The following is a 20,477-nucleotide window of genomic DNA, read 5'->3' as shown; positions in this document are numbered from 1 at the left end:
TCGTTGATCGGTCCGTGCTGGCGACGGCGAAGGAGACGACGCTGCTGGCGGTGAGCACGGCCGCACTGGAGCGCTACTACCACGTGGGAGGGAACTTTGCGGGCGCGACCTTTGCGACGATCGCCCCTAACCATGCCTACGACGTCACGGGTGCCGATCTGCACGCGGTGTCGATGTTGTCCGTGACGGTCGGCCCGGCGGCGACGCGGCGGGTGTTGGACGATGGCCCCGCACGTGCGCGTCTGCTTGACGCCCTCGGGGAGGTTGACCCCGAGATCCCGCTCGGCAACGCGAGCGCGGAGGATCTCGAGTCGGCCTGGAACTTCTATGCGGCGGCGAAGAGTGTGCTGGCGGACCCGACCACGAAACGGCGGTCCGATCCCTGGGTGACCGCAGCCAAGCTCACGGCCCGCAAGCGGCCGCACCTGATGCCGGTGCGGGACGCCAAAGTACGCGCCGTGCTGGGTCTGGACTCAGCACGCGACGGCCGACTCGAACTGCAGACGCTGCGTCACCTGGTCTCCGACCCGGACGTTACCGCCGCACTCGCCCAGGCGACCCAGGCAGCGGAGGCCCGAGGGGTCGCCGAGGGACGCACGTGCGTGTTCGACGCGGAGCCCTTACGTCTCCTCGATGCAGCGCTCTGGATGCACGCGATGGCTGTCTCGGCGGCGTAAGCGCGAGTTCGACGGACGATGCGGGGTCTACGCGAGCGTGTCGAGGAAGACGCGAAGATAGCGCTCGTTGTCGGGACGCATGGTGCCCAGGCCGGCGGAGTGCCAGGTGGCGACGTCGTGAGCGGGGGCGCGAACGTCGGCGTTGGTCGGGTTGAGATAGATGCTGCGGTCGTTCTTCAGGCGCACTACCTTGCCGTAGCCACGCCAAGGTGCCCCCGGGTCCTCGAGCTCGAGTCCCAGTGCTGCGCACACCGCGATGAGAGGTGCGACCTCGTCGACGCGGGTTCCGGGTGCGTATGCGCCAGTCGACCGACGCCGGGGCGTCGGGAGCTGCCGGCGAGATGTGTCCGGAGCGGCCGTAGGGGCTTCGAGGCATGGGGTGGGTGACTCGGGTTCGGTCCCCGCTGGAGCAGGGGACATCACGCCTTGGCAGCGTCGTGCATGGAAAGGGTCGATGCCTAAGCGCTGGAACTCGGCGCGGACTGCGTCGACGACTGAAGGCCATTCGGACCGGATCGAGTACCGGGACGGGTGGCCGACCGTCACCAGAGGCACGGTTCGGTCGAGTGCGGTGACGTGTGCCTGAACCACCCGGAGAAGGCGCGCGAACGATTTCCCGTTTGGCGTGAGAATCTTCGGTACCTCGGTATGGTCGATCAGTGAGCCAGGGGCGCAGTGCACGGCGGAGAACTGCTCGAGCGCGCTACTTCCGAGCAACAAGATCGCGCGGGGATCAACGGCTTGAAGGATTCGGCACAACACGGGGGCGCTCTCGTGTGCAGCGGTCCGGAGTTTCATCTCCAGGTGATCGGCGGACTGGGAGCGACGAAAGATGACATTGGTGGCCGGCACCTGACGCAGGTCGTCATCGGCGGTCGTGGACAATGTGGCGGACAGCAGGTCGTACATCGGTCCGGCCAAAGAGTATGCGCTGCCATGGTGACGAAAGTCGACGTAGTCGTGTTCGCCGTGCTCGTAGAACGAGCTCGAGGCGTTCAGGTCGGTGCCGTCGGTCGTGCCGCCTGGATTCAACCCGAGGACGAGTAGCGGGAATGCGTGGATGTGGGAGTAGAAGATCTTGTAGAAGCGGCGCTCACTCAGTCCTGACGCGGCGCGGAAGTCGCGGTCGAGGGTGCGCATCATCTCTGTGGAGACGTCGTCGCGGTGCGTCACGAACTGCTCCCCGGAGTGGTCGTGTCGCCCAGGGCCGGGACTCCGGTGTCCGCGCACCTGTCCTGCAGTGCGCGCAGCACTTCGCGCTCAGCGTCGTTGATGTCTCCGTCGACCGCAGCCACGTGGTGGGCCGCGTCGACGATGTCGGTCAGGTCCCCGGTCTCGGTGTCGATGCGCCGCCATACCTCTTCCATGTCGAGGTCGATGATCTTGGCGAGCCTGTCGTCGACGACCTGGTGCTCGTCTCGAACGAAGGTGACTAGGTGGCGCAGCAACAACGCCTCGTCGTCGGAGACCTTGTCGTCGGCCATGACGACGAGCCAGCTCACCCAGAGCACGAGCCGAGGATGGCGTGTTGCTCCGCTGATGGATCGCGCGAGCTCGATCACCCGGGCATCGTTTCGGAAGACCGACCTTGCGTGCCGTCCGGTGATCTTGGTGGTGTAGCGATTCAGCACGACCGCGATGGGTATCCCCACCAGAGGAATTCCGATTTTGATGACGTTGCGTTGCAGCAGGTACTTCCCGACGACCGGTAGTCCCTTTGCCGCGGCGAGCACTGGGCCGGAGTAGAAGCGCTTGAGCAGTGGTCGAACGAACGCCGGCACGGCCTTGATGGCGCTTTCGCGCACCACCTCGCCGCCCCTGATCGTGAAGGCAACGCGGATCAACTTCCACAGGTCGTCGGGGTCGTCCAAGTTCAAGGGGACCTGGTAGAGGACGGCGATGTCATAAGCGAGGCGGATCTGCAAATTGGTCATGAAGGCGACGTCGACCATCATGGTCGCGACGGCGGCCGGGACGGTCGCAGGTGACGCGCCTCCTAGTGAGCCGAGGGTCGCAACGATCGCGGCCGTGTAGGCGCTGGCGGACAGTCCACCCTCGATGGCTGCGTACCTGGTGGCCATCTTGATGCGCTGGTCCACGATGGCATCTGGCGGAACACCCTGGTACTTGTCCTGGAAGTACTGCCAGTCGACCTTGACGGTGTAGGTATGCAGGGCGTGGGCGAGGAGCTTGGTGAACCAGCTGCCCGACTTGATGTCGTCTCCGCTGAGACCGGAGACGAACTCTCGCAGTTCGTCCCGCTGACGTTCGACGGACTCCTCCGCTTGCTCGTCATCGGGCAGTTCGCTGGTCAACTGTGTGGTGTCGACAGGCATGGGCCCATCCGTCGGCGGAGCCAGGTGCATGTCCTCGTGGACCGTGGTCGATTCGTCGGTGGTCACCGCAAGAAAGTAGCCCGGACATCCCCTGCCGCAGCCAGGTGGGGCGGGTGATTTCGTCGGCGAGAGTTGGATGGCCAGACCGTTCATGTCACTGCCTGTCGGGTCACCTCGCACCGTGGTGAGGCGCCATCGGTGGTGCTCACGGTGATGTCGTGACCATGAATCAGCGCGAGGCGGCGTGGCGTCGGCTCGACGATGGGCGACGCGTCACCGTGGTGAGTCTCTACGGCATCTGGGATCGCATGCTCGACAGCCGTGACATGTACGCCGAGGCCACGCTGCACCGGGCGATCTCCGACCTGACGACGGTGTTCCAGGAGCGCGGCAACGACCACGTCCTGGTGGCGGTGTCGGCGACCGTCTTCAGCCGGCTCGCCGCGTACGGGCTCGAGGTCGTGGGCCGTTCCGCCCGGACGGCGAACCGCGGCTCCGTCGCTGCCCGTGCCCGGATACCGACTGCCGGCACGTCAACACGTACCTGTACCGCTCCGACCGGAAGAACCGGCCGCGCCAGCTCGACTACCTGCACGCAACGCCGGCACTGCGGGACCGGCTGGTCCGGTGCTGGGCGGATCCGGACCCCGCCTGGCCGGAGCGCAGCGACCACCGGCCCGTCGTCGCGACGTTCGACCTGTAGGGACGTTCGCCGGCGATCCGCGCCGTGGCGCGGAAGCTACGTCAAGTCGGGCGCACTGAGGTCGAGCCGCATTCCCTTCAGATCCTCGGCGCCGAGCTCGGCGTATTGCTGCTTGAGCAGCTCGAGCATGTCCTCCTGCCGAGGCTGGCCGAAGGTGAGCCGGTAGAGCGCGACGTCCTTCTTCATGCGTGCCAGCCGGGCCTCGTCGTTGCTGAGCGCGAACGGTGCGAGGTGCCTTCGGATCTTCGCGTCGCCCACGTAGACCCAGTGGGGCGCGAAGGCGCCCAGCCGGTCGCTCGCGGCATCCGCGGCGATCCGGTAGGCCGCGCCCCAGGGGTCGGGGTCGTCGGCCGCAAAGATCTCCTCGGTGTGGTGTTGCGCGATGTTGAGGCGGACGGCGTGCCCGTCGTACCGGTCGATGCGCCCCTCGCGCTGCTCGAAGTCGATCGGGCTGGCCGGGGTGTTCCAGTGCACGATGGCGTGGCACCACCAATGGAAGTCGATGCCCTCCTGCCCGACGCTCGTGCTCGCGAGGACGAAGGGCCGGAACGGGCTGTTGAACGCCTGCCGCACCTGGGGGAGTCGGGCGCTCTCCTGCTCCTGGCGGCGTCCGCCGTATCTGAGCGCGAAATGCGACATCAGCGGCGGGCGCGTGTCGGGGTTATCGGGGTCGAAGATCTCCAGGCGTGCGGGACGCAGCGCGATCGCCTCTCCGGCGCTGCGCGCGACGTCGAGCAGCCCGGCGTCATCCAGCGACGGCGTCCCCTGGGCCACGACCAGGTGGTGGAGGTACTCGTCGAGCACGGCCTGCAGGTTCCCCCACGCGCAGTACCGGAGCACCGAGCGCCAGTACACGTCGTCGGGGGTCACCTGGTCGAGGAGGAGCGTCGTCTCCGGGCGGGCGAAGAGGGTGCGTAGGGACGACGCGAGCTGGGCGGCGGCGGTCCAGAGCCCTTCGGGCGTGACGTCGTCAGAGCCGTGGCTGATCCGGCACAGCGCGCGGTAGGCGATGTTCGCCGGCGAGTGCGCGGCCACGTCGGCGAGCGCGGCCAAGGTGTCGTCGGAGACGTTCCGGTCCTGCGGCATCGTCCGGCACGCGAGCGCGAGCTCGACGTGGCGCGAGAGCAGGACGTCGGCCGGACCCTCGGCCTCGTCGTCCGGCTCCTGCGTCTCCTCGTGCCCAGCGAGTGCCGAGACGACGAGGCGCAATGCGTCTCTCGCCGCGGCTATCGCCTCCGGGAGCGAGTCGTTGCGGGCGAACGCCTCGAACCAGTGGGAGGCGTCCTGCGTCGCCTCAGAGCCGCTCCGGCCCTGGCCGAGCCGGCGCCGCACGGCGTCGGCCATCTCCTCCTGCCCGACGACGCCCCCGCGGCCGCGCCGCTCGGCTAGAGGGTCGGCGAGGGCGGCGAGTCCCGGCATCGGCCAGAACAGCGCGAGGTGTGCCATGGCGGTCGGCCGGTCGTCCGCGGCACGGTCGACGCGGTACGCGAGCCGGCTGCGGCGGCTCTTGCGGTCGGTCTCCCGCTCCTCCCGTGTCCGCGCGGCCCAGGCGTCGCCCGCGGCGAGGCGCTCCGCCTCGTAGCTGAGCAGCGCCGCGATCGCGGTCGGCGTCGCCGTCCAGGACGAGAACACGAGCCGCTTGGTGACCGACCCTGGCGCGTGCTCCCGATACGGGCCGCCGGGCTCGAGGTAAGGCAGCGTCGGCGGGAGCCACAGCAGCCGCCACCAGCCCTCGTCGAGCGTCTGTTCCTTGAGCCAGCGCAGGCGGGCGTTCCCCATGTCCGGGTCCATGGGCCGCAGGTCGCGCAGTCGCTCGAGGTCGAGGTGCCGGGTCCTGGACAGAAGGGTCCGGGTCCTCGCGCTGCGCTCCGGGTCGGCGAGTGCCTCGCGGACCTTGTCTGCGACCTTGTACCCGTCCATGAAGTTGGCGAAGTAGGGCGACGACTTCCAATACTCGACGCTCATCGGGGCGTCCACCGCACGCGCGAGGTCCTTGAGCGCGACGAACCCGAGCAGGGCCTCCGTGCCGACGCCCTCGATGCGCTTGGTGGCTTCGCCAGCCATCGACTCGACAAGCACCCGTGGCCGCTCGGTCCGGGTCATGACCTGCAGGAGGTCGGCGCGGAGCCTCGCCGTCAGTTCCCCGACCGGGACCCCGGCGACCACCGACTCGCGGTAGCGGGCGAGCCCGGCGTCGATCCGCTCCGCCGGCCCGTCGGAGCCCCAGCGTGACAGCCAGCGCACGACGTCCATGAAGTCCCTGTGATGGTCCTCGCCCTCCTCCGCGTACGTGAACGGCTTGTAGGGCGTCGCCGAGAGGAGCAGCGTCTTGGCGATGGGCCGGCCGGACCCGTCGGCTCCGCTGCCGTGGTCGAACAGGTGGTGTGCCAGCTCGCCGGCCTCGGACCCGGGGTCGAGGAGCTGCCGGAACCTCTGGAACTCGTCAAGGATGACAAGGTCGGGCTCGAGCAGCTGCACACTCTCGCGGGCCAGGGTCGCGCGCATCTCGCCGACGAGGCCCCACACCCGGTCCCACGGCACCTCTCGCGCGGGGAGGTCGAGGAGAGCCTCGAAGCGGGCCGCGAGTGACCCGCCGTCGGCGTCCTGCTGTCGCAGCGCGCGCAGGAACGCGGTCCGGACCGTCTCGTCGACGTCGTCACCGAGCTCGGCTCGCAGCCCTTCGACGTAGTGGTTCTTGAAGCGCTCGGGAGTCCCGACGCTGCCCTGCAGGATGCGCAGGGCGCGCCGCGCCCGGGTCGACCGGCCGCGGAGCCTGAGCTCGTCCTCGAGCAGCAGGTAGAGCATGGCCCGCTCCTCGGCCTTGCCGGACCGCCACCCGCGCTCGAACGACGTCCCCGGGGTGAACGACACGAGGTTGACGGGCTTGGACAGGCCGCGCGCCTCGGCGGGCCGCAGGTGCCGCGAGTGCTTCGCCAGCAGTGTCAGCCTGCTGGCAAATGAGTGATGGGTGTCGCCCGTGACATTCAGCTTGCCGAGGTTCTGGTGCGCGAGGTCGCTGTTGGAGCAGACGTACACGACGTCGATGCGGTCGACCGAGTCGTCCTTCTCGAGCTCCTCGATGGCCCGCGCGATGACGCCGCGCGCCACGATCGTCTTCCCGAGGCCGGTCTCGTCGGCAACGAGGAACCGGTTCGTGTCCCGCGTGCCGTAGAAGCGGTCCATGATGTGGTCGACCGTGTTGCGCTGGAACGGGGTGAGGCCGGCGAGCACCGCTTGCGCGTCGAACGGCTCGGTGGCAGTCATGAGAGCTCCTCGGTGCCGTGTCGCTCCGCGAGCGCGGCGAGCGCGCCCCGCACCGGAAGCCACAGGGAGTCGAAGCCTTCGGGCAACACCCGGCGTCCCGCCTCCGTGCTCTCCAACCGCTCGACCAGCCGGTCGAAGTCCCGTAGCGCGTCCGGGTCAGTAGCCAGCGCGTTCGCGACGATCTCGAAGGTGCCCGCGCCACGACCGGAATCTGCGCCCCAAGCTCCGCCGGAGTCGGCGCCCAGCGCCGCGACGAGCGGAGACCCCTCCCCGACCTTGAGCAGCAGGGCGAGGAACCGGAGAAACTTCTCCGGCGTGTTCACCTGGCGCGCGAGCACCTCGTCCAGCCGCGACGGCGGGTCGCCGACCAGCGCCGCGTGCGCCACTGTGGACGCCTCGACCGGCTGGGCCGCCGTCGAATGCTCCTCGTCCCGGACGAACAGCGCGACGAACGGGGTGACGTCCGCCAAGGGCACGGGGGAGAACACGGCGTCCACCCGTGACGCCGGCGGCAGCGCCACGGCGTGCCCCGGCCGAGTCAGCAGTTCCGCCCGGATCGAGTAGGCGGGCCGGATGCGAAGCGGCGAGGTGCTCTCCAGGCGAAGGTCGTGGCCCCGCTCGCTGTCCTGCTCGCCGGCCGGCACGACCGTGAGGGTCAGCGGGATCTCGGCGAGGGCGCGGAGCTCGTTGCGGAGCGCCCGCAGCAACTCCTCCTCCGCGTCGGGAGGTTCGCCTCCCGCTCCTGGATACTCCTGGAGGAGAGCCGCGAACGGCGCGTCCGGGCCGAGGAAGGTGCCGACCCCCAGCCGCGTCGGCTTGCCGACCAGCTCCACCGCGAACTCGACGTTCCCGCCATATGCCGCCGACGTCGCGTTCGGCGACCCGACGAAGACGTGCGCCTTCCACGCCCGCTCGACCACCGTGATCTTGGCGTGCAGCCCCACCAGCGTCTCCACCTCGGGGCCCGACGGCGCGGTGGCGCTCGCGGCCTCGCCACCGTCGTCCGGTTCCGGTGTGCCGAGCGCCGCCAGCGGGTCGAGGACGTAGGCCCTCGCCTTCTGCAGCGAGGTCGGGTCGAGACGGTCCAGGGCCTCCGGTCTGGAGACGACGGTGACCTCTCCGCTCGTGCCGGTCAGGTGCGCGAGGCCGGACTCGTTGCAGAACGGGGAGACCACCAGGTGCCGGTACCCGCTGAAGTCGGGCGTGGCCCGCACCCGGGGGACCCCGAAGGCGTGCAGGACGAAGTCTTCTGCGCCGTCGGGCAGCTCCCACTCCACACGCCCCGCTGCCACGGCGAGCGCCTCGATGCGTGCGGAGCGGACGGGATCGAGATCGCGGACCGCGAGGGAAGGAAGGTGCCGCAGGAACGCAGCGAGGGGGCGGTTGGCCGGGTTCGCCTTCCCGCGCCGCCCGTCGAGGGTGACGACGGCGTCCCAGGTGGTCGCGTCGGTGAGGTTCCGGGTGGAGCACAGGAGCCGGAAGCGGTCTTCCTGGCCGTCGGCGACGTAGTGCAGGAACCAGACCTTGGGGTGGAAGAGGCGGCCAGGGCGCGGGCGCTTGACCGGATGGACCATCGGCTCGAGGTAGGCCATGAGGTCGGAGTGCTGCGCCGGCACCGCTAGCTGCCCGGCCTGGCAGAAGATGTCGACTCGGTCGGTGCAGGACCGCACTGCCTCGAGGGTCGCGACAGGGTCGGACGTCCCGCGGACCTCGAACGAGGCGAACGCCAAGGGCGGGACGAGCGCCGTCGTCATGTCGAGTGTGAACGTCGTCGCCACGGCCGTGTGCAGTCGGTAGCCGGGCGGTGGCCGGAGCTGGTCGAGCAGCACGACCCGGTTGTCGGGCTCAAGCACGGGCCACCGCCTCTTCGTCCCGCGCGAGACCCTCGTGGATGTCGGTGATGATGCCCCGCACCTGCGACCACCGGAACGTCAGCGGCCCGGTGCCCGACGCGCCGTTCCAGGCGCCGAGCATCTTGTCGTTCGTCAGGCGGGACTGGCCGCGCTTGGTGGTCCGCTCCCGCTGCGCCACGAGCCCCCTCAGCGGATGTGCCGGGTTGAGCGCGGCGTCGTCGACGGCGGAGTTGTGCACGGCGGTGGTCCAGGCGACGACGAACTCCCGGGCCCGGACGGGAACCCGGCCCGTCGCGCCCTCCACGAGGGCCCCGAACGCCGAAGCGTCCCAGTCGTCGAGCAGGTCGCGGTGCGCGTGGACGTCGTCGAGCCAGTCGGCGTACTGCTGGTGGAAGGCTGCGACCGGGTCCTCGACCCGCGTGTACCCGGAAGCGACGTACCTCTCGGCGACGAGCAGGTTGTACAGGAGCGCGGCTCCGTTCATCATCAGCGAGAACCCGTGGGCCAGGTTGAGGACCTCCCGCGCCGCCGGCGGCGCCGAGAGTGCGACCCTGTCCTGCCAGGGGGCCCGGGATCGGTCGGGCGGCGAGTCCGCCTGGACGAGGTGCTCCAGCAGCGTGCCCCGCGCGGACTCCACGATCCGTTCGCGCAGCCACCGTGCCTCGTCCTTCGTGAGGTTCAGCCCGCCGTCGAGCGTCTTCGGAAACCCCAGCGGCGGGGGAGGGATGGTCGGATGCCATTCGCCGACCTGACGGGCGACGAGTTCGTCCGCGGCGTCGCTCTCGCTGATACCGAGCAGGGTGCCGGTCAGCTGGTCCGGGGTGACGCGGTGGGTGAGGATCCCGAACGTCTGCAGCCCGGACCAGAAGAGGGTGGACGGCAGGTTCTTGACCGCGGCGCCCGCGCGCCGCCCGATCACGCCGTCGTCGTTCCCCTGGACCAGCACCCCGACGAGCCGCCGCTCCGTGTCGCGAGCCCGCCTCGCGATGTCGCGCCGAGAGCCCGTGGTCGCGGCGTGCTGGAACGACCACGGCACGATGAGGAAGTACCTCGCGCGCGTCTGCAGCACCGACGTGCCAGGGAACAGCAGGTCGCTCAGCGCGTCCCGGATCTGTCCGATCCCCAGCTCGTCCCGGCTCTCCTGCTGCGAGAACAGCTGGATCACCTCGCGGATGCGACGCTGCTCATCCTCCGACGTGTCCAGCCACGCCACTGTCGATGCCATGCGGCCTCCGATTGCTTGCGGCACCATCGTGGCATCGGCAGAGGAGACATGCCCCTCGGCACGCCCCCCGACCAGCACCCGAGCGGAGAACCATGACGGACATCGACGGCACCGGCCTGGACGCGGAGCTTGCCCGCATCTCCGCACCGCGTGAAGAGCTCGCCGAGTTCATCGCCGCTCAGGAGGGGCGCATCGGCGACGTCTTCACCCTGACGGGCGAGGGACTGAGCGCGAGGGAGATTGCCGACCGGCTCAACGTCGACACACCCGGGTTCGTCTACCACTACCAGGCCCATGCGAACGCGGCCCTCGACGGTGTGGTTCCCACCAGCCCGACCGTGTTGAAGGCGACCGGCTCGGCGCTCAATGGCCTCGTCAAGCGCGGTCGCAGCACTCTGTCGGCCGAAGCGTTCGACCTCCTCAAGACGAACCAGGCGCGAGTGCTGGCCGCTCGCGAGGAGGTCGACCCCGAGCAGGAAGCGAGGGCCGAGCTCGAAGCGGAACGCTTCGAGCAAGACCAGATCAGCGGGCTGCACGGGCTCGCCGGCATCTACGCCTTCTCGTACGGGTGGTACCTCGAGAGCCCGCTCGACCCGGACGGCGACAACACGCTGATCAAGGTCGGCAAGGCCGAGGACGTGGCTCGCCGGATCGAGGATCACCGCCGCGGCGCACGAGCGCACATCCCGGAACCACTGATCACAGTCCGCGTCTACGAGGCGGGCGCTCGCGATCTCGACAAGACCGAGCGCGACTTTCACCGTCTGCTCAGCACCGCGGGCCACCGCAACCCGCGACGTGAGGAGTCCGTCCGCCGCGTCCGCAACGAGGTCGGCAAGGAGTGGTTCCTGACGAACCGCGCCTTCCTCGACGCCATCGCCACCGCGTTGGACCTCCGCACGGTCTATGCCGAATAGCAACGAGGCGCCGCATGAACCTCAGGACTGCATCGGACCGGCAGGTCGTCATGGCCATCAACTCCGACTCGATCTCGTCGGAGGACCTGGGAGCAGGGACGGGTTCCGCCGGGGAACTAGCGCGGCTTCTGAGCGTCGCGGGGCGATCGCTCCTCAGGCGCAGTCGGCGCAGCGGCCGCTCAGGGGGAGTTCCAGGAAGCAGCCCTGGCAGACGCGTCGCCGGATCGTCGTTCGCGCACAACACGGCAGAGGTAGCGACCCGATCTCCTCAATCCGCTCGCCGTCGTACGAGTCGACGATGCCCTTGACCACGAAACGCGTCCTCGTCACCTTGGCGCTGATCCGCCAACCGGGGACAGCGTTGGTCCAGGTGCGCCCGTTGTCGAGGCCTGCCTCGTCGTAGTACCCGAAGGCGAGGTAGGCCCCGGACCGCGGGATCCAGTAGCGCTCGGCCGGCTCCCAGCGGTCCAGGAACTCCCAGTAATCCGTCGGTCGCCAGCCCAGGCGAGTCAGAGGGCTCTCGATATCGTCGGTCCAGGCGAACCGCTCAGGGTCGGACAGCATCTGCTGGATCCAGTCCATGATGCTCACGTCGCGAATGCCGAGCATCCGCAGCCCGTCGTAGTAGCTCGGCGGATCCTGACGGTATCGGCGCCCGATTCCCCTGGGCGTCGTGAGCGTGGCGGTGGTGTTCACTTCTGCTCCCCGTCGCCGGTGCCGGTGGCGCGGTAGTTCTCTCCCCAGGTCATCGGGCGACGGCTGAACGGATCGTCACGCGGATCGTCGTAGACGCGCAGGATGACCTTCGCGTCGCAGTCGGCGCAGTCGATGACGTCGACGTGCACTGCCCCGTTCTTTCGACGGCCTATGGGGATGTGTCGCGCCGTGGTGAAGACGTGGGCGCAAGGGACGTTCGGGGTGCTCATGGTGGTGTCCTTCTTCTGAGTTCAGGCGGCGAGGTAGGGAGCCGACGGCGCGACGAGCGGCGGCAGCAGGACGACACGGTGCGCGGCGAGACGGAGACGGGCGGCGAGCTGCTCGGGGCGGGCAACGACGGTGGTGTCGATGCCTTGCACGGCAAGGCGGGCAAGGGGTTCGGCGAAGATCCCGTCGCCGGAGTAGACGACGACGGACCCGTAGCGGGTGATCGTCTGCTCGTCGAGCACGGCGATCAAAGCCCTGTCGGCCCCGTCCGTGCCGTGTTGGAGGACGCAGCGAGCGTTGCCCCAGCCGGCCAGGGCGGCCGCGTTCGACGAGCTACTCGCGCCCAGGACCCAGTGGTGGGCGTTCGAGGCGGACTGGCTCGCATGGAGCCGAGCGCGGGCGTCCCACACCAGCTCGGTGGTCAGCACGCCCGTACCGCAAACGTTTTCGACGTCGACGAGATGCAGCACCCTCCCGCGGGCCAGGGCGGTGATGCGGTCGTTCTTTCGGTGCTTCCGTCGGGTGGTCATGGGTACTCCTTTGTGGTCGGACCACAGGTAGATATGGGCGTGTCATGGTGAAGGCTTTGCAATCAAAGCTTGCTTGCTCTGCCAACGCAGTTCGCCCCGCATCCCTGAGGGGATGCGGGGCGAATCTGCAGGAGCGGCGTATGCGAGGCGCTTCGAGGTCTGGCCGATTGATCTGGCCCAGGTCGGCTTTACCGGGGTAAATTCCGGGAGTCGTCAATCGGGTACCACTGGTGGCAACTGGGAATCACTATATCAACAAGTGACGAATCTGTCAAATTGCCATGGTATACGCGTGACCTTACGGCTGATGGTCCGCGTGGCGTGGTAGCCCGCCCTGAGCCAGAGATCCCGAGCGGTGCTCTGCTGCCCGTGCTTGCATGGCACGGAGTCCACGCCCAGGAGGTCGCGTGCTTCGCCCAGTCGCCACCCCGTACGGTGCGCCGGCCCTGGACTGCCTGCGGTCGGTAGTCTCGGAGCTCAAGCAGGACGACCCGATGACGCAGGTCGTGGTGGTGGCGCCGACGCACCTGGCGGGCACGGTCGCTCGCCGTCATCTCGCCCGCCACGGCATCGACCGGCCCGGCGGTACCGGTCCCGGCATCGCCGGCCTGGAGATCACCACGCTCACGCGGTTGGCGGAGCGGATCGCCGCTCCGTCGCTGGCACCGAGGCGCCCGGCGACGGGTCCCGTCGTCGCGGCCGCATGGCGCGCGGCGCTCGCTCGTGACCCCGGACTGTTCGAGGAGGTCGCCGACCACAGCGCGACGGTGGACGCGTTGTCCGCCGCTCATCGCGAGCTGCGCGACGTCGACCCTTCCGACCTGGACACGATCGCCGCCACAGGGCCGGCCACCACGCGCGACCTCGTCCGGCTCTACCAAGTCGTCGCGGCCACGCTCGCCCCCGGCTGGTACGACACCCGCGACCTCCTCGACGCCGCGACCGAGCGCGCCCACACGGTCACCGACCCCGTCGTCCTGTACCTGCCGCAGGACCTCACGCTGCCGGAGCGGCGCTTCGTCGACGCACTCTCGGGTGCCACCGACGTCGTCGTCATCGCCGGCGTCACCGGCACGGAGCGGGGCGATGCGCACCTCGGCGGGCTGGCACCGGAAGTGGGCACTGCACCACCGATCCTCACGGCGACCCGCGCCGCCAACGCGTCGGACTCCGACGACGAGGTGCGCGGCGCGGTGCGGGAGGTCGTCGCGGCGCTGGAGCACACCCGGGCCGACCGCATCGCCGTGCTGTACACGGCCCGCGACCCGTACGCGCGCCTGCTGCACGAGCACCTGGCCGAGGCGGGCATCCGGGTCAATGGCCCCGGCTCCCGCCCCGTCGTCGAGCGAGCGCTGGCGCGCACCGTGCTCGAGCTCCTGGCGCTCGGCCCGACGGATTTGCCGCGCGCGGACCTCTTCCGCGCCCTCGCCGGTGCTCCCGTGCGTGACTTTGCCGGCTCGCGGATCCCCGTCTCGCGGTGGGAGCGGCTCTCCCGGGAGGCGGGGATCGTCGGCGGACCGGACTGGGGTGGACGGCTCGCGGACTTCGTCGCGAGCGCGGAGCGCGCCGCGGGGGCGGACGAGGACGACGAGCGTCCCTGGGCGATCCGCGCCGCTCGCCGTCGCGCCGAGACGGGCGCCGAGCTGCTCGCCTTCACCACGCGCCTGCGCGACGAGCTGGCACGCGCCGCGGCCCTCACCGCCTGGCGGGAGCTCTCCGTGTGGGCGCTCGACCTGGTCACCGCCCTGATCGGCGAGGGCGAGGAGCTCCAGAAGCTCCCGCCCGAGGAGCAGCACGCCGGCGCCGTCGTCACTACCGCGCTGCGTGGCCTCGCCGTCCTCGACGACGTCGGAGCCGCGGCCTCCCTCGAGGCGCTCGCCGACGTCCTGCGCTCCGAGCTCGAGAACGCGCGCCCGCGCGTCGGCAAGGCGGGCGACGGCGTGCTCGTGGCGCCGCTGTCGTCCGCCGTCGGGCTGGACCTGGACCTCGCTGTCGTGGTCGGGCTCAGCGAGGACCTGTATCCGGGCCGCCCGCGCACCGACGCCCTGCTCCCCGAGGCGGTGCGTACCGCCGTCGCGCCGTTGCGTTCCCCGCGCGACCGTCGCAACGCGCAGTTCCGTCACCTGCTGGCCGCGTTCGCGGCCGCGCCCGACGCCGTCGCGTCGTTCCCGCGCGGCGACCTGCGCTCGTCCAGCCAGCGGCTGCCCAGCCGCTGGCTCCTGCCGTCGCTGCGCGAGCTCGCGTCCGACCCGACGCTGGCCGCGACCGGCTGGGAGGACGCCGACTACGGCGACGCGATGGCGACGGCCCCGTCGTTCGCCGGCGAGCTGCGTCGCACGCAGCGCCTCGCCACCGGGGGCGAGTGGCGCGTCCGGGCGGCGCTGGTCGGGGACCTCGACGACGCCGTGGCCGCGGCTGCGCGCACCCTCCTGGCGGCGCGACGCTCGCCCGAGCTCAGCCGGTTCGACGGCGACCTCACCGGCGTCGAGGGCCTGCCGGACTACGGGTCCGGGGACGATGTCGTCTCGCCGACCATGCTCGAGGGCTACGCGGTGTGCCCGCACGCGTTCTTCGTCTCGCGGCTCCTCGGGGTCCGCCCGGTGGAGCAGCCCGAGGAGATCGTCACCGTCCGAGCGCTCGACGTCGGCAACATCATCCACGGCGTCCACGACCTCCTCGTCTCCGAGCTGCTCGCCCGCGACGAGGCGCGCGGGCCGGGGCAGCCGTGGCCGGAGTCCGCTCGCCGTCGTGTCGTCGAGATCACGCGCGACCTGTGCGACGAGGTCGAGGGGCGCGGACTCACCGGCCACCCTCGCCTGTGGGAGGGCGAGCGCGCCCGCATCGAGGCCGACGTCCTCGCGCTCCTCGACGCCGACGACGCGTGGCGCGCCGATCTCGGCGCCCGCCCGGTGGCCAGCGAGCTGCGGTTCGGGTTCGACGGCGACGGCTCGGCGCCCGCCGTGGAGGTCGCGGTGCCCGGGCCGGACGGCGCGTCCGGCGGCCGCGTCCGGCTGCGCGGCAGCGCGGACAAGGTGGACGTGGGCGCGGGCGGGATCGTCTACGTCACGGACATCAAGACCGGGTCGCGGCGGGGCTTCGCGGAGATCGAGAAGGGCGACGAGCTGGTGGCTGGCACCAAGCTGCAGCTGCCCGTGTACGGGAAGGCGGCGCGGGACGTGTTCGGCGGCGGGACGGCGGCCGTCGAGGCGTCGTACTGGTTCGTGCGCAAGGACCCGGGGCGCGTCGAGGTGCAGCTCACGCCCGAGCTCGAGGCCCGGTACGCCCACACGCTCGGTGTGCTCGGGCGTTCCATCGCCGCGGGCCTGTTCCCGCTACGTCCGCCCGAGGCGCCCGACTACGCGTTCGTCTCCTGCCACTACTGCAACCCGGACGGCATCGGCCACGGCGAGGCCCGAGGCCGTTGGGAGGCCAAGCGCTCGGCGCCCGCGCTGGCGGAGCTGCTGCGGCTCATCGAGCCCGACGCCGCCACCACCGACGGGGGCGACGCATGACCACCGTGCCTACCGCCGTCGTCGACCAGGACGCCCGCGACCTCATCGCCGACGCCACCGACCGCACGCTGTTCGTCAACGCCGGCGCAGGTTCCGGCAAGACGACGGCGCTCGTGCAGCGCGTCCGCAGCCTCGTGCTGCGCGACGGCGTCCGCCTCCGCTGCGTCGCTGCCGTCACGTTCACGGAGAAGGCGGGCGCCGAGCTGCGCGACCGGCTGCGCGGGGCGTTCGAGGACGCGCGGCGGCACGCGGACGACCCTGACGGCGAGCTGCGCGGCTGGGCCGCCGTCGGGGTCGCCGAGCTGCGCCGTCGCGCCGACGAGGCGCTGGACGACCTGGACGGCGCCGCCATCGGCACGCTGCACTCGTTCGCGCAGCGGATCCTCACCGAGCACGCCGTCGCGGCCGGGCTGCCGCCGCTGCTGGAGGGGATGGACGAGGTCGGGTCATCGATCGCGTTCGAGGAGCAGTGGTCGGCGCTGCGAGTCGCGCTGCTCGACGATGACGAGATCGCTCCGGCGTTGCTCCTGGCGCTCGCGGGCGGGGTGCAGCTCAAGGATGTGCGGGCGCTGGCGAAGGCGCTCGGGTCCGACTGGGACCTCATCGAGGAACGCGTGCTCGTCGGTGAGGCCGAGCCCGTCGTCCGGCCGGTCGTGGACGACATCGCGAGACGGGCGCGAGAGGTGCTCGCGCTGCGGGCGCACTGCACGGAGCCCGAGGACACCATGCTTCCGAAGCTGGCCGAGCTAGAGGGAGCGCTCGGCGCGCTCGATCTCGCGGTGGACGACGGCGGACGCCTCGCCGCGCTCCAGCGGATGGGCGACGTGAAGTACGGCCGCAGCGGGCGGAAAGGGAGCTGGACGATCCCCGTCCAGGAGGTGCGCGACGGCGGCAAGGACGTCGCGGAAGCCGCCGGCGCGGAGGTCAAGCGCGTCGTCGACCGGGCGCTGCGGTTGCTGACCCGCTGGACGGCGCGGGCGGTGCTCGACGCCGCCGAGGGGCGCCGCCGCGAGGGACGGCTGGAGTTCCACGATCTGCTGGTGCTCGCGCGTCGGCTGCTGCGCCGCGACCCGGAGGTGCGCGCGGCGCTGCACGACACGTACACGCACCTGCTGCTGGACGAGTACCAAGACACCGACCCCATCCAGATCGAGCTGGCCACGCGCATCGCCGGCGGGGCGGGCGCGACGGCCGAGTGCTGGCAGGCCATCGACGTGCCGGCGGGCCGGCTGTTCGTCGTCGGGGACGCGAAGCAGTCCATCTACCGGTTCCGGCGCGCGAACGTCGCCACCTACCTCGCGGCGCAGCAGACGCTGGGGGAGCGGGTCAGCCTCACCACGAACTTCCGCACCGTGCCGCGGGTGCTCGACTGGGTCAACGCGGTGTTCGGGCGGGTCATCGTCGCCGAGCGCGAGCGGCAGCCGGAGTACGAGCCATTGGCCCACTTCCGGCGCTCGAGCCCGTCGCAACCAGGCCTGTCGCAGCCGGGGGCGCCCGGCGTCGTCGTCCTGGGGACGGACGAGCATGACGACAAGCCGACCGCCACGGTGCTGCGCGAGCGCGAGGCCGACGATGTGGCGGGCGTCGTCGCACGCGCGCTGGCCGAGGGGTGGCTAGTGCAGGACCGGTCGGCGGCGGGCGGTGACGGGTGGCGGCCGTTGCGACCGCAGGACGTCGCCATCTTGGTGCCGGCGCGGACGTCGCTGCCGCAGCTCGAGGAGGGGCTGCGCCGTGCGGGTGTGCCGTACCGGGCGGAAGCGAGCTCGCTGGTTTACGAGGCCGCCGAGGTGCGCGACCTGCTCGCCTGCGCCCGCGCCGTCGCGGACACGAGCGACGAGTTGTCGCTGGTGACGGCGCTGCGCTCGCCGCTGTTCGGGTGCGGCGACGACGACCTGTGGCGCTGGAAGCACGCCGGTGGCCGGTTCAGCGTGTTCTCGACGCTCGAGGGGACGCCGGCGCCCGGTGTCGCGGACGGGCCTGTCGCGGCGGCGCTCGCATGGCTGCGCGAGCTGTACTTCGACTCGCGGTGGGCGACGCCGTCCGAGCTGCTGGGCCGGATCGTCGAAGAGCGGCGGATGCTGGAGGTCGCGGCGCCCGACGCGCGGTCGCGGGACGTGTGGCGGCGGCTGCGGTTCGTCGTCGACCAGGCGCGGGCGTGGGGCGAGGTGTCGCACGGCGGGCTGCGCGCGTACCTCACGTGGGCGGCGCACCAGGGCACGGAGACCGGCCGGGTGGCCGAGTCCGTGCTGCCGGAGACCGACGTCGAGGCCGTCCGGGTCATGACCGTGCATGCCGCGAAGGGGCTGGAGTTCCCGTTCGTTGTGCTGTCGGGGCTGACGTCGCGCGGGGGTCGGCGAAGCGGTCTCAAGTTGCTGTGGCCGCCCGAGGGCGGCTACTCCGTGCGGCTGCGCGCGGGCGTCGAGACGGACGACTTCGCCCTGGCGCAGCCCGTGGACGAGCAGATGGACGACTTGGAGAAGCGGCGGCTGCTATACGTCGCGGCGACCCGGGCGCGCGACCACCTGGTGGTGTCGCTGCACCGCGACGATGGGAAGACCCAGTCGGCGGCGCGGCTGCTCGCCGACGACGGCGGTGCCGGAAGCCTGGGGGAGGAGAGGTTCGCGGCCTCGTCTGATGCTGTGTCCCGTGCTGTGGGGGCCTCGGGGGACGGCGACGTCGCGCCGCTGCCGCCGTACGACGAGTGGCTGGCGGGCGTCACCGCCGCGCGCACGAGCAGCGAGCGCGACGCCGCGATCAGCGCGTCCGGGCTGGAGGGCACCGAGCCGGCAGTGGTGCTGGCCGAGCCTGACGACGTCACCGAGGGCCAGGCCAAGGGTGCCCGCGACCTCGAGCTGCCGCCGTGGTCCAAGGGCCGCTACGGCTCCGCCATCGGCCGGGCCGTGCACGGCGTCCTGCAGGCGGTTGACCTCGCGACCGGCGACGGTCTCGACGGGGCCGTGGCGGCGCAGGCCGTCGCCGAGGGGATCGTCGGTACCGAGGAGCTGGTCACCGGACTGGTGCGGTCCGCGCTGGCCAGCGACCTCGTGCAACGGGCAGCGGTGCGTGAGCACTGGCGGGAGACGTACGTCGGGACCGTCGACGACGACGGCACCGTGCTGGAGGGATATGTAGACCTCATCTTCCGCGACGACGACGGGTCACTGGTCGTCGTGGACTACAAGACTGACGCCGTGCCGCCGGGGGCCTACCCCAGCCGGCTGGAGTACTACGGCCCGCAGCTGCGCGTGTACGCGCGGTGCCTGGGCGACGCGACCGGTGCCGACGTGAGTGCTGAACTGCTCTTCCTGCACCCACAGCGGGCGGTGCCGGTGAGCGTGCCCCCGGTGCCCGCACGGTGAAACGAGTTCCCGAATGCTCACTTCTCAGGGTCCGAGGAGCGCCGCCGGTACGACCGCGATCCCGTCGCGTCGTCGGTAAGCATGCTCGCCGGTGGTGATCACCGCGGCGTCGACGAGGTCGTCACCGATGCTGTCGGCGAGCCAACGCAGGTGCTTGACATCGGCGTCCTCGGCTCGATCGGAGAGCTTGACCTCGATCGCCAGCACCTTGCCGTCGCGCCGTTGAACGATCGCGTCGACCTCATGCTGTCCGTTCTTCGTGCGCAGATGGAAGACCTTCGCCTCCGCAAGCTCGGCGTACGTCTGCAGGCTGAGGGTGACCAGGTGCTCGAAGAGCGCGCCGAGGATCGTGCCCTCCACGAGTTGGAGGGTGCCCTGGTCGGCCCGAAGGAGCGCGGCGGTATCGAGGTCGAGGAGTCGGGCGGCGAGATCGGGTTCGGCGAGCTGGTGTTTCGGCCCCTGTGTGAGGCGGTCGAGGCGGTTCCGGCTCGGGATCCACGCGGGGAGGGTGTCGAGCAGTACAGCAACGAGAGGGCGTCGCGGTAGGAGATCGCCGTCTCCTTGGCGGGTTTGTTCGAGTCGGAGGGCGTCGCGGCGTCGAGAATCTTCGTGTAGGTGGTGGTCGACGACGTCGCCGCGGCGTAGGCGCGCAACCGGGCGCGGAGGGTCTCGGGTTTGCGGACCGGGTAGCCCTGCTCCGGGAACTCGCGCTGGACGAGGTTCTCCAGATGGGCGTCGAGCTCCATTCCCCGAACGCATGCCGGGAGTCGCGGATCCCAGGGAATCCGGATGCGGTGAGCTCCTCGATGTAGTCGGGCAGCCTGGCGGAGGTGCGGCCCTGGATCTCGGGCTCGCCACGCAGGACCCACGGTGGGTGTATCGATCTCCCGCTCGGCGAGGCTGAGCGGGCGCATTCGCAGCGGGACGATCCGTCCGGCGCGCGAGTGCATGACGGCGCCGCGTGGCGCGGAACTGCCCGCAATGATGAAGTGGCCGCGGGGTGAGCCGGCGTCCACGGCCCGGCGACGTAGTCCCACACCTGAGGGAGGCGTCGCCACTCGTCGACGAGGACCGGCCCGGGAGGTCGACGATGTGCGACGGGTCGGCATCGACGAGCTCGCGTTGCCGCGGAAGGTCGAGGTCCACGACGCTCGGCGCCCGCTGCAGGGCCGTGGCG

13 protein-coding genes are annotated in these 20,477 nt (G+C 70.9%); 4 read left to right on the top strand and 9 right to left on the bottom strand.

Going from position 1 to position 20,477, the window contains the following annotated elements; genetic code table 11:
- Window positions 1–14: 14 nt before the first annotated feature.
- Window positions 15–677, top strand: coding sequence for a DUF6308 family protein (locus ACFT55_RS00465; protein ID WP_380240320.1), 663 nt, complete (start codon window positions 15–17; stop codon window positions 675–677).
- A 27-nt stretch (window positions 678–704) separates the two neighbouring features.
- Here ACFT55_RS00465 and ACFT55_RS00460 read toward each other — a convergent pair whose 3' ends face one another.
- The 5 genes from ACFT55_RS00460 to ACFT55_RS00440 all read right to left on the bottom strand — a co-directional run bounded on the left by ACFT55_RS00460 (window position 705) and on the right by ACFT55_RS00440 (window position 10,058).
- A complete protein-coding gene (locus ACFT55_RS00460; protein WP_380240318.1) occupies window positions 705–1,850 on the bottom strand; it encodes a hypothetical protein in 1,146 nt (381 codons plus the stop codon).
- Window positions 1,847–3,079, bottom strand: a complete 1,233-nt coding sequence (locus tag ACFT55_RS00455) for a hypothetical protein (RefSeq protein WP_380240316.1) — start codon at window positions 3,077–3,079, stop codon at window positions 1,847–1,849. Before ACFT55_RS00455 ends, ACFT55_RS00460 begins: the two co-directional genes overlap by 4 nt.
- 673 nt (window positions 3,080–3,752) lie before the next feature.
- Window positions 3,753–6,980 (bottom strand): DEAD/DEAH box helicase, encoded by a 3,228-nt coding sequence (locus tag ACFT55_RS00450; protein WP_380240314.1) that lies wholly within the window; start codon window positions 6,978–6,980, stop codon window positions 3,753–3,755.
- The gene (locus tag ACFT55_RS00445; RefSeq protein WP_380240312.1) at window positions 6,977–8,833 is read right to left on the bottom strand and encodes a hypothetical protein; all 1,857 of its coding nucleotides are present in this window, start codon (window positions 8,831–8,833) and stop codon (window positions 6,977–6,979) included. Before ACFT55_RS00445 ends, ACFT55_RS00450 begins: the two co-directional genes overlap by 4 nt.
- Window positions 8,826–10,058 carry a DUF6361 family protein gene (locus ACFT55_RS00440; RefSeq protein WP_380240310.1) on the bottom strand — a complete coding sequence of 411 codons (1,233 nt, stop codon included), beginning with the start codon at window positions 10,056–10,058 and terminating at the stop codon, window positions 8,826–8,828. The genes ACFT55_RS00445 and ACFT55_RS00440 overlap by 8 nt, the downstream gene beginning before the upstream one ends.
- A gap of 92 nt (window positions 10,059–10,150) precedes the next feature.
- Here ACFT55_RS00440 and ACFT55_RS00435 point away from each other — a divergent pair, with 92 nt between their 5' ends.
- On the top strand, window positions 10,151–10,975 hold the full coding sequence (locus tag ACFT55_RS00435) for a GIY-YIG nuclease family protein (RefSeq protein WP_380240308.1): 825 nt from the start codon (window positions 10,151–10,153) through the stop codon (window positions 10,973–10,975).
- Between the two features lie 153 nt (window positions 10,976–11,128).
- Here the strand turns inward: ACFT55_RS00435 and ACFT55_RS00430 are convergent, their stop codons facing one another.
- The 3 genes from ACFT55_RS00430 to ACFT55_RS00420 are packed head-to-tail and all read right to left on the bottom strand — an operon-like array spanning window position 11,129 to window position 12,429.
- Entirely contained in the window at window positions 11,129–11,671 is a 543-nt protein-coding gene (locus ACFT55_RS00430) for a hypothetical protein (RefSeq protein ID WP_380240306.1), read from the bottom strand.
- Window positions 11,668–11,901 carry a hypothetical protein gene (locus tag ACFT55_RS00425; protein WP_380240304.1) on the bottom strand — a complete coding sequence of 78 codons (234 nt, stop codon included), beginning with the start codon at window positions 11,899–11,901 and terminating at the stop codon, window positions 11,668–11,670. The genes ACFT55_RS00430 and ACFT55_RS00425 overlap by 4 nt, the downstream gene beginning before the upstream one ends.
- A 21-nt stretch (window positions 11,902–11,922) precedes the next feature.
- Complete coding sequence (locus tag ACFT55_RS00420; protein ID WP_380240302.1) at window positions 11,923–12,429, bottom strand: hypothetical protein; 507 nt, start codon at window positions 12,427–12,429, stop codon at window positions 11,923–11,925.
- Between the two features lie 407 nt (window positions 12,430–12,836).
- Between ACFT55_RS00420 and ACFT55_RS00415 the strand changes: the two genes are divergently transcribed.
- Entirely contained in the window at window positions 12,837–15,941 is a 3,105-nt protein-coding gene (locus ACFT55_RS00415) for a PD-(D/E)XK nuclease family protein (RefSeq protein WP_380240300.1), read from the top strand.
- Window positions 15,938–19,300 carry a UvrD-helicase domain-containing protein gene (locus ACFT55_RS00410; RefSeq protein WP_380240298.1) on the top strand — a complete coding sequence of 1,121 codons (3,363 nt, stop codon included), beginning with the start codon at window positions 15,938–15,940 and terminating at the stop codon, window positions 19,298–19,300. The genes ACFT55_RS00415 and ACFT55_RS00410 overlap by 4 nt, the downstream gene beginning before the upstream one ends.
- A 24-nt stretch (window positions 19,301–19,324) precedes the next feature.
- Here the strand turns inward: ACFT55_RS00410 and ACFT55_RS00405 are convergent, their stop codons facing one another.
- Window positions 19,325–20,059 carry a DUF4143 domain-containing protein gene (locus ACFT55_RS00405; RefSeq protein ID WP_380240296.1) on the bottom strand — a complete coding sequence of 245 codons (735 nt, stop codon included), beginning with the start codon at window positions 20,057–20,059 and terminating at the stop codon, window positions 19,325–19,327.
- Window positions 20,060–20,477: the final 418 nt, after the last annotated feature.

The organism is Isoptericola sp. NPDC057191 (assembly GCF_042670225.1).
Classification (GTDB): Bacteria; Actinomycetota; Actinomycetes; order Actinomycetales; family Cellulomonadaceae; genus Isoptericola.
The sequence above is the reverse complement of the archived record's forward strand: the minus strand, read 5'-3'. Positions and strand labels throughout refer to the sequence as shown.

Excerpts from the sequence above, each read along its gene's own strand:
- ACFT55_RS00450 (WP_380240314.1), bottom strand. The coding sequence starts at position 6,980 with ATGACTGCCACCGAGCCGTTCGACGCGCAAGCGGTGCTCGCCGGCCTC.
- ACFT55_RS00440 (WP_380240310.1), bottom strand. The coding sequence starts at position 10,058 with ATGGCATCGACAGTGGCGTGGCTGGACACGTCGGAGGATGAGCAGCGT.
- ACFT55_RS00435 (WP_380240308.1), top strand. The coding sequence starts at position 10,151 with ATGACGGACATCGACGGCACCGGCCTGGACGCGGAGCTTGCCCGCATC.
- ACFT55_RS00425 (WP_380240304.1), bottom strand. The coding sequence starts at position 11,901 with ATGAGCACCCCGAACGTCCCTTGCGCCCACGTCTTCACCACGGCGCGA.
- ACFT55_RS00420 (WP_380240302.1), bottom strand. The coding sequence starts at position 12,429 with ATGACCACCCGACGGAAGCACCGAAAGAACGACCGCATCACCGCCCTG.
- ACFT55_RS00410 (WP_380240298.1), top strand. The coding sequence starts at position 15,938 with ATGACCACCGTGCCTACCGCCGTCGTCGACCAGGACGCCCGCGACCTC.
- ACFT55_RS00405 (WP_380240296.1), bottom strand. The coding sequence starts at position 20,059 with ATGCGTTCGGGGAATGGAGCTCGACGCCCATCTGGAGAACCTCGTCCA.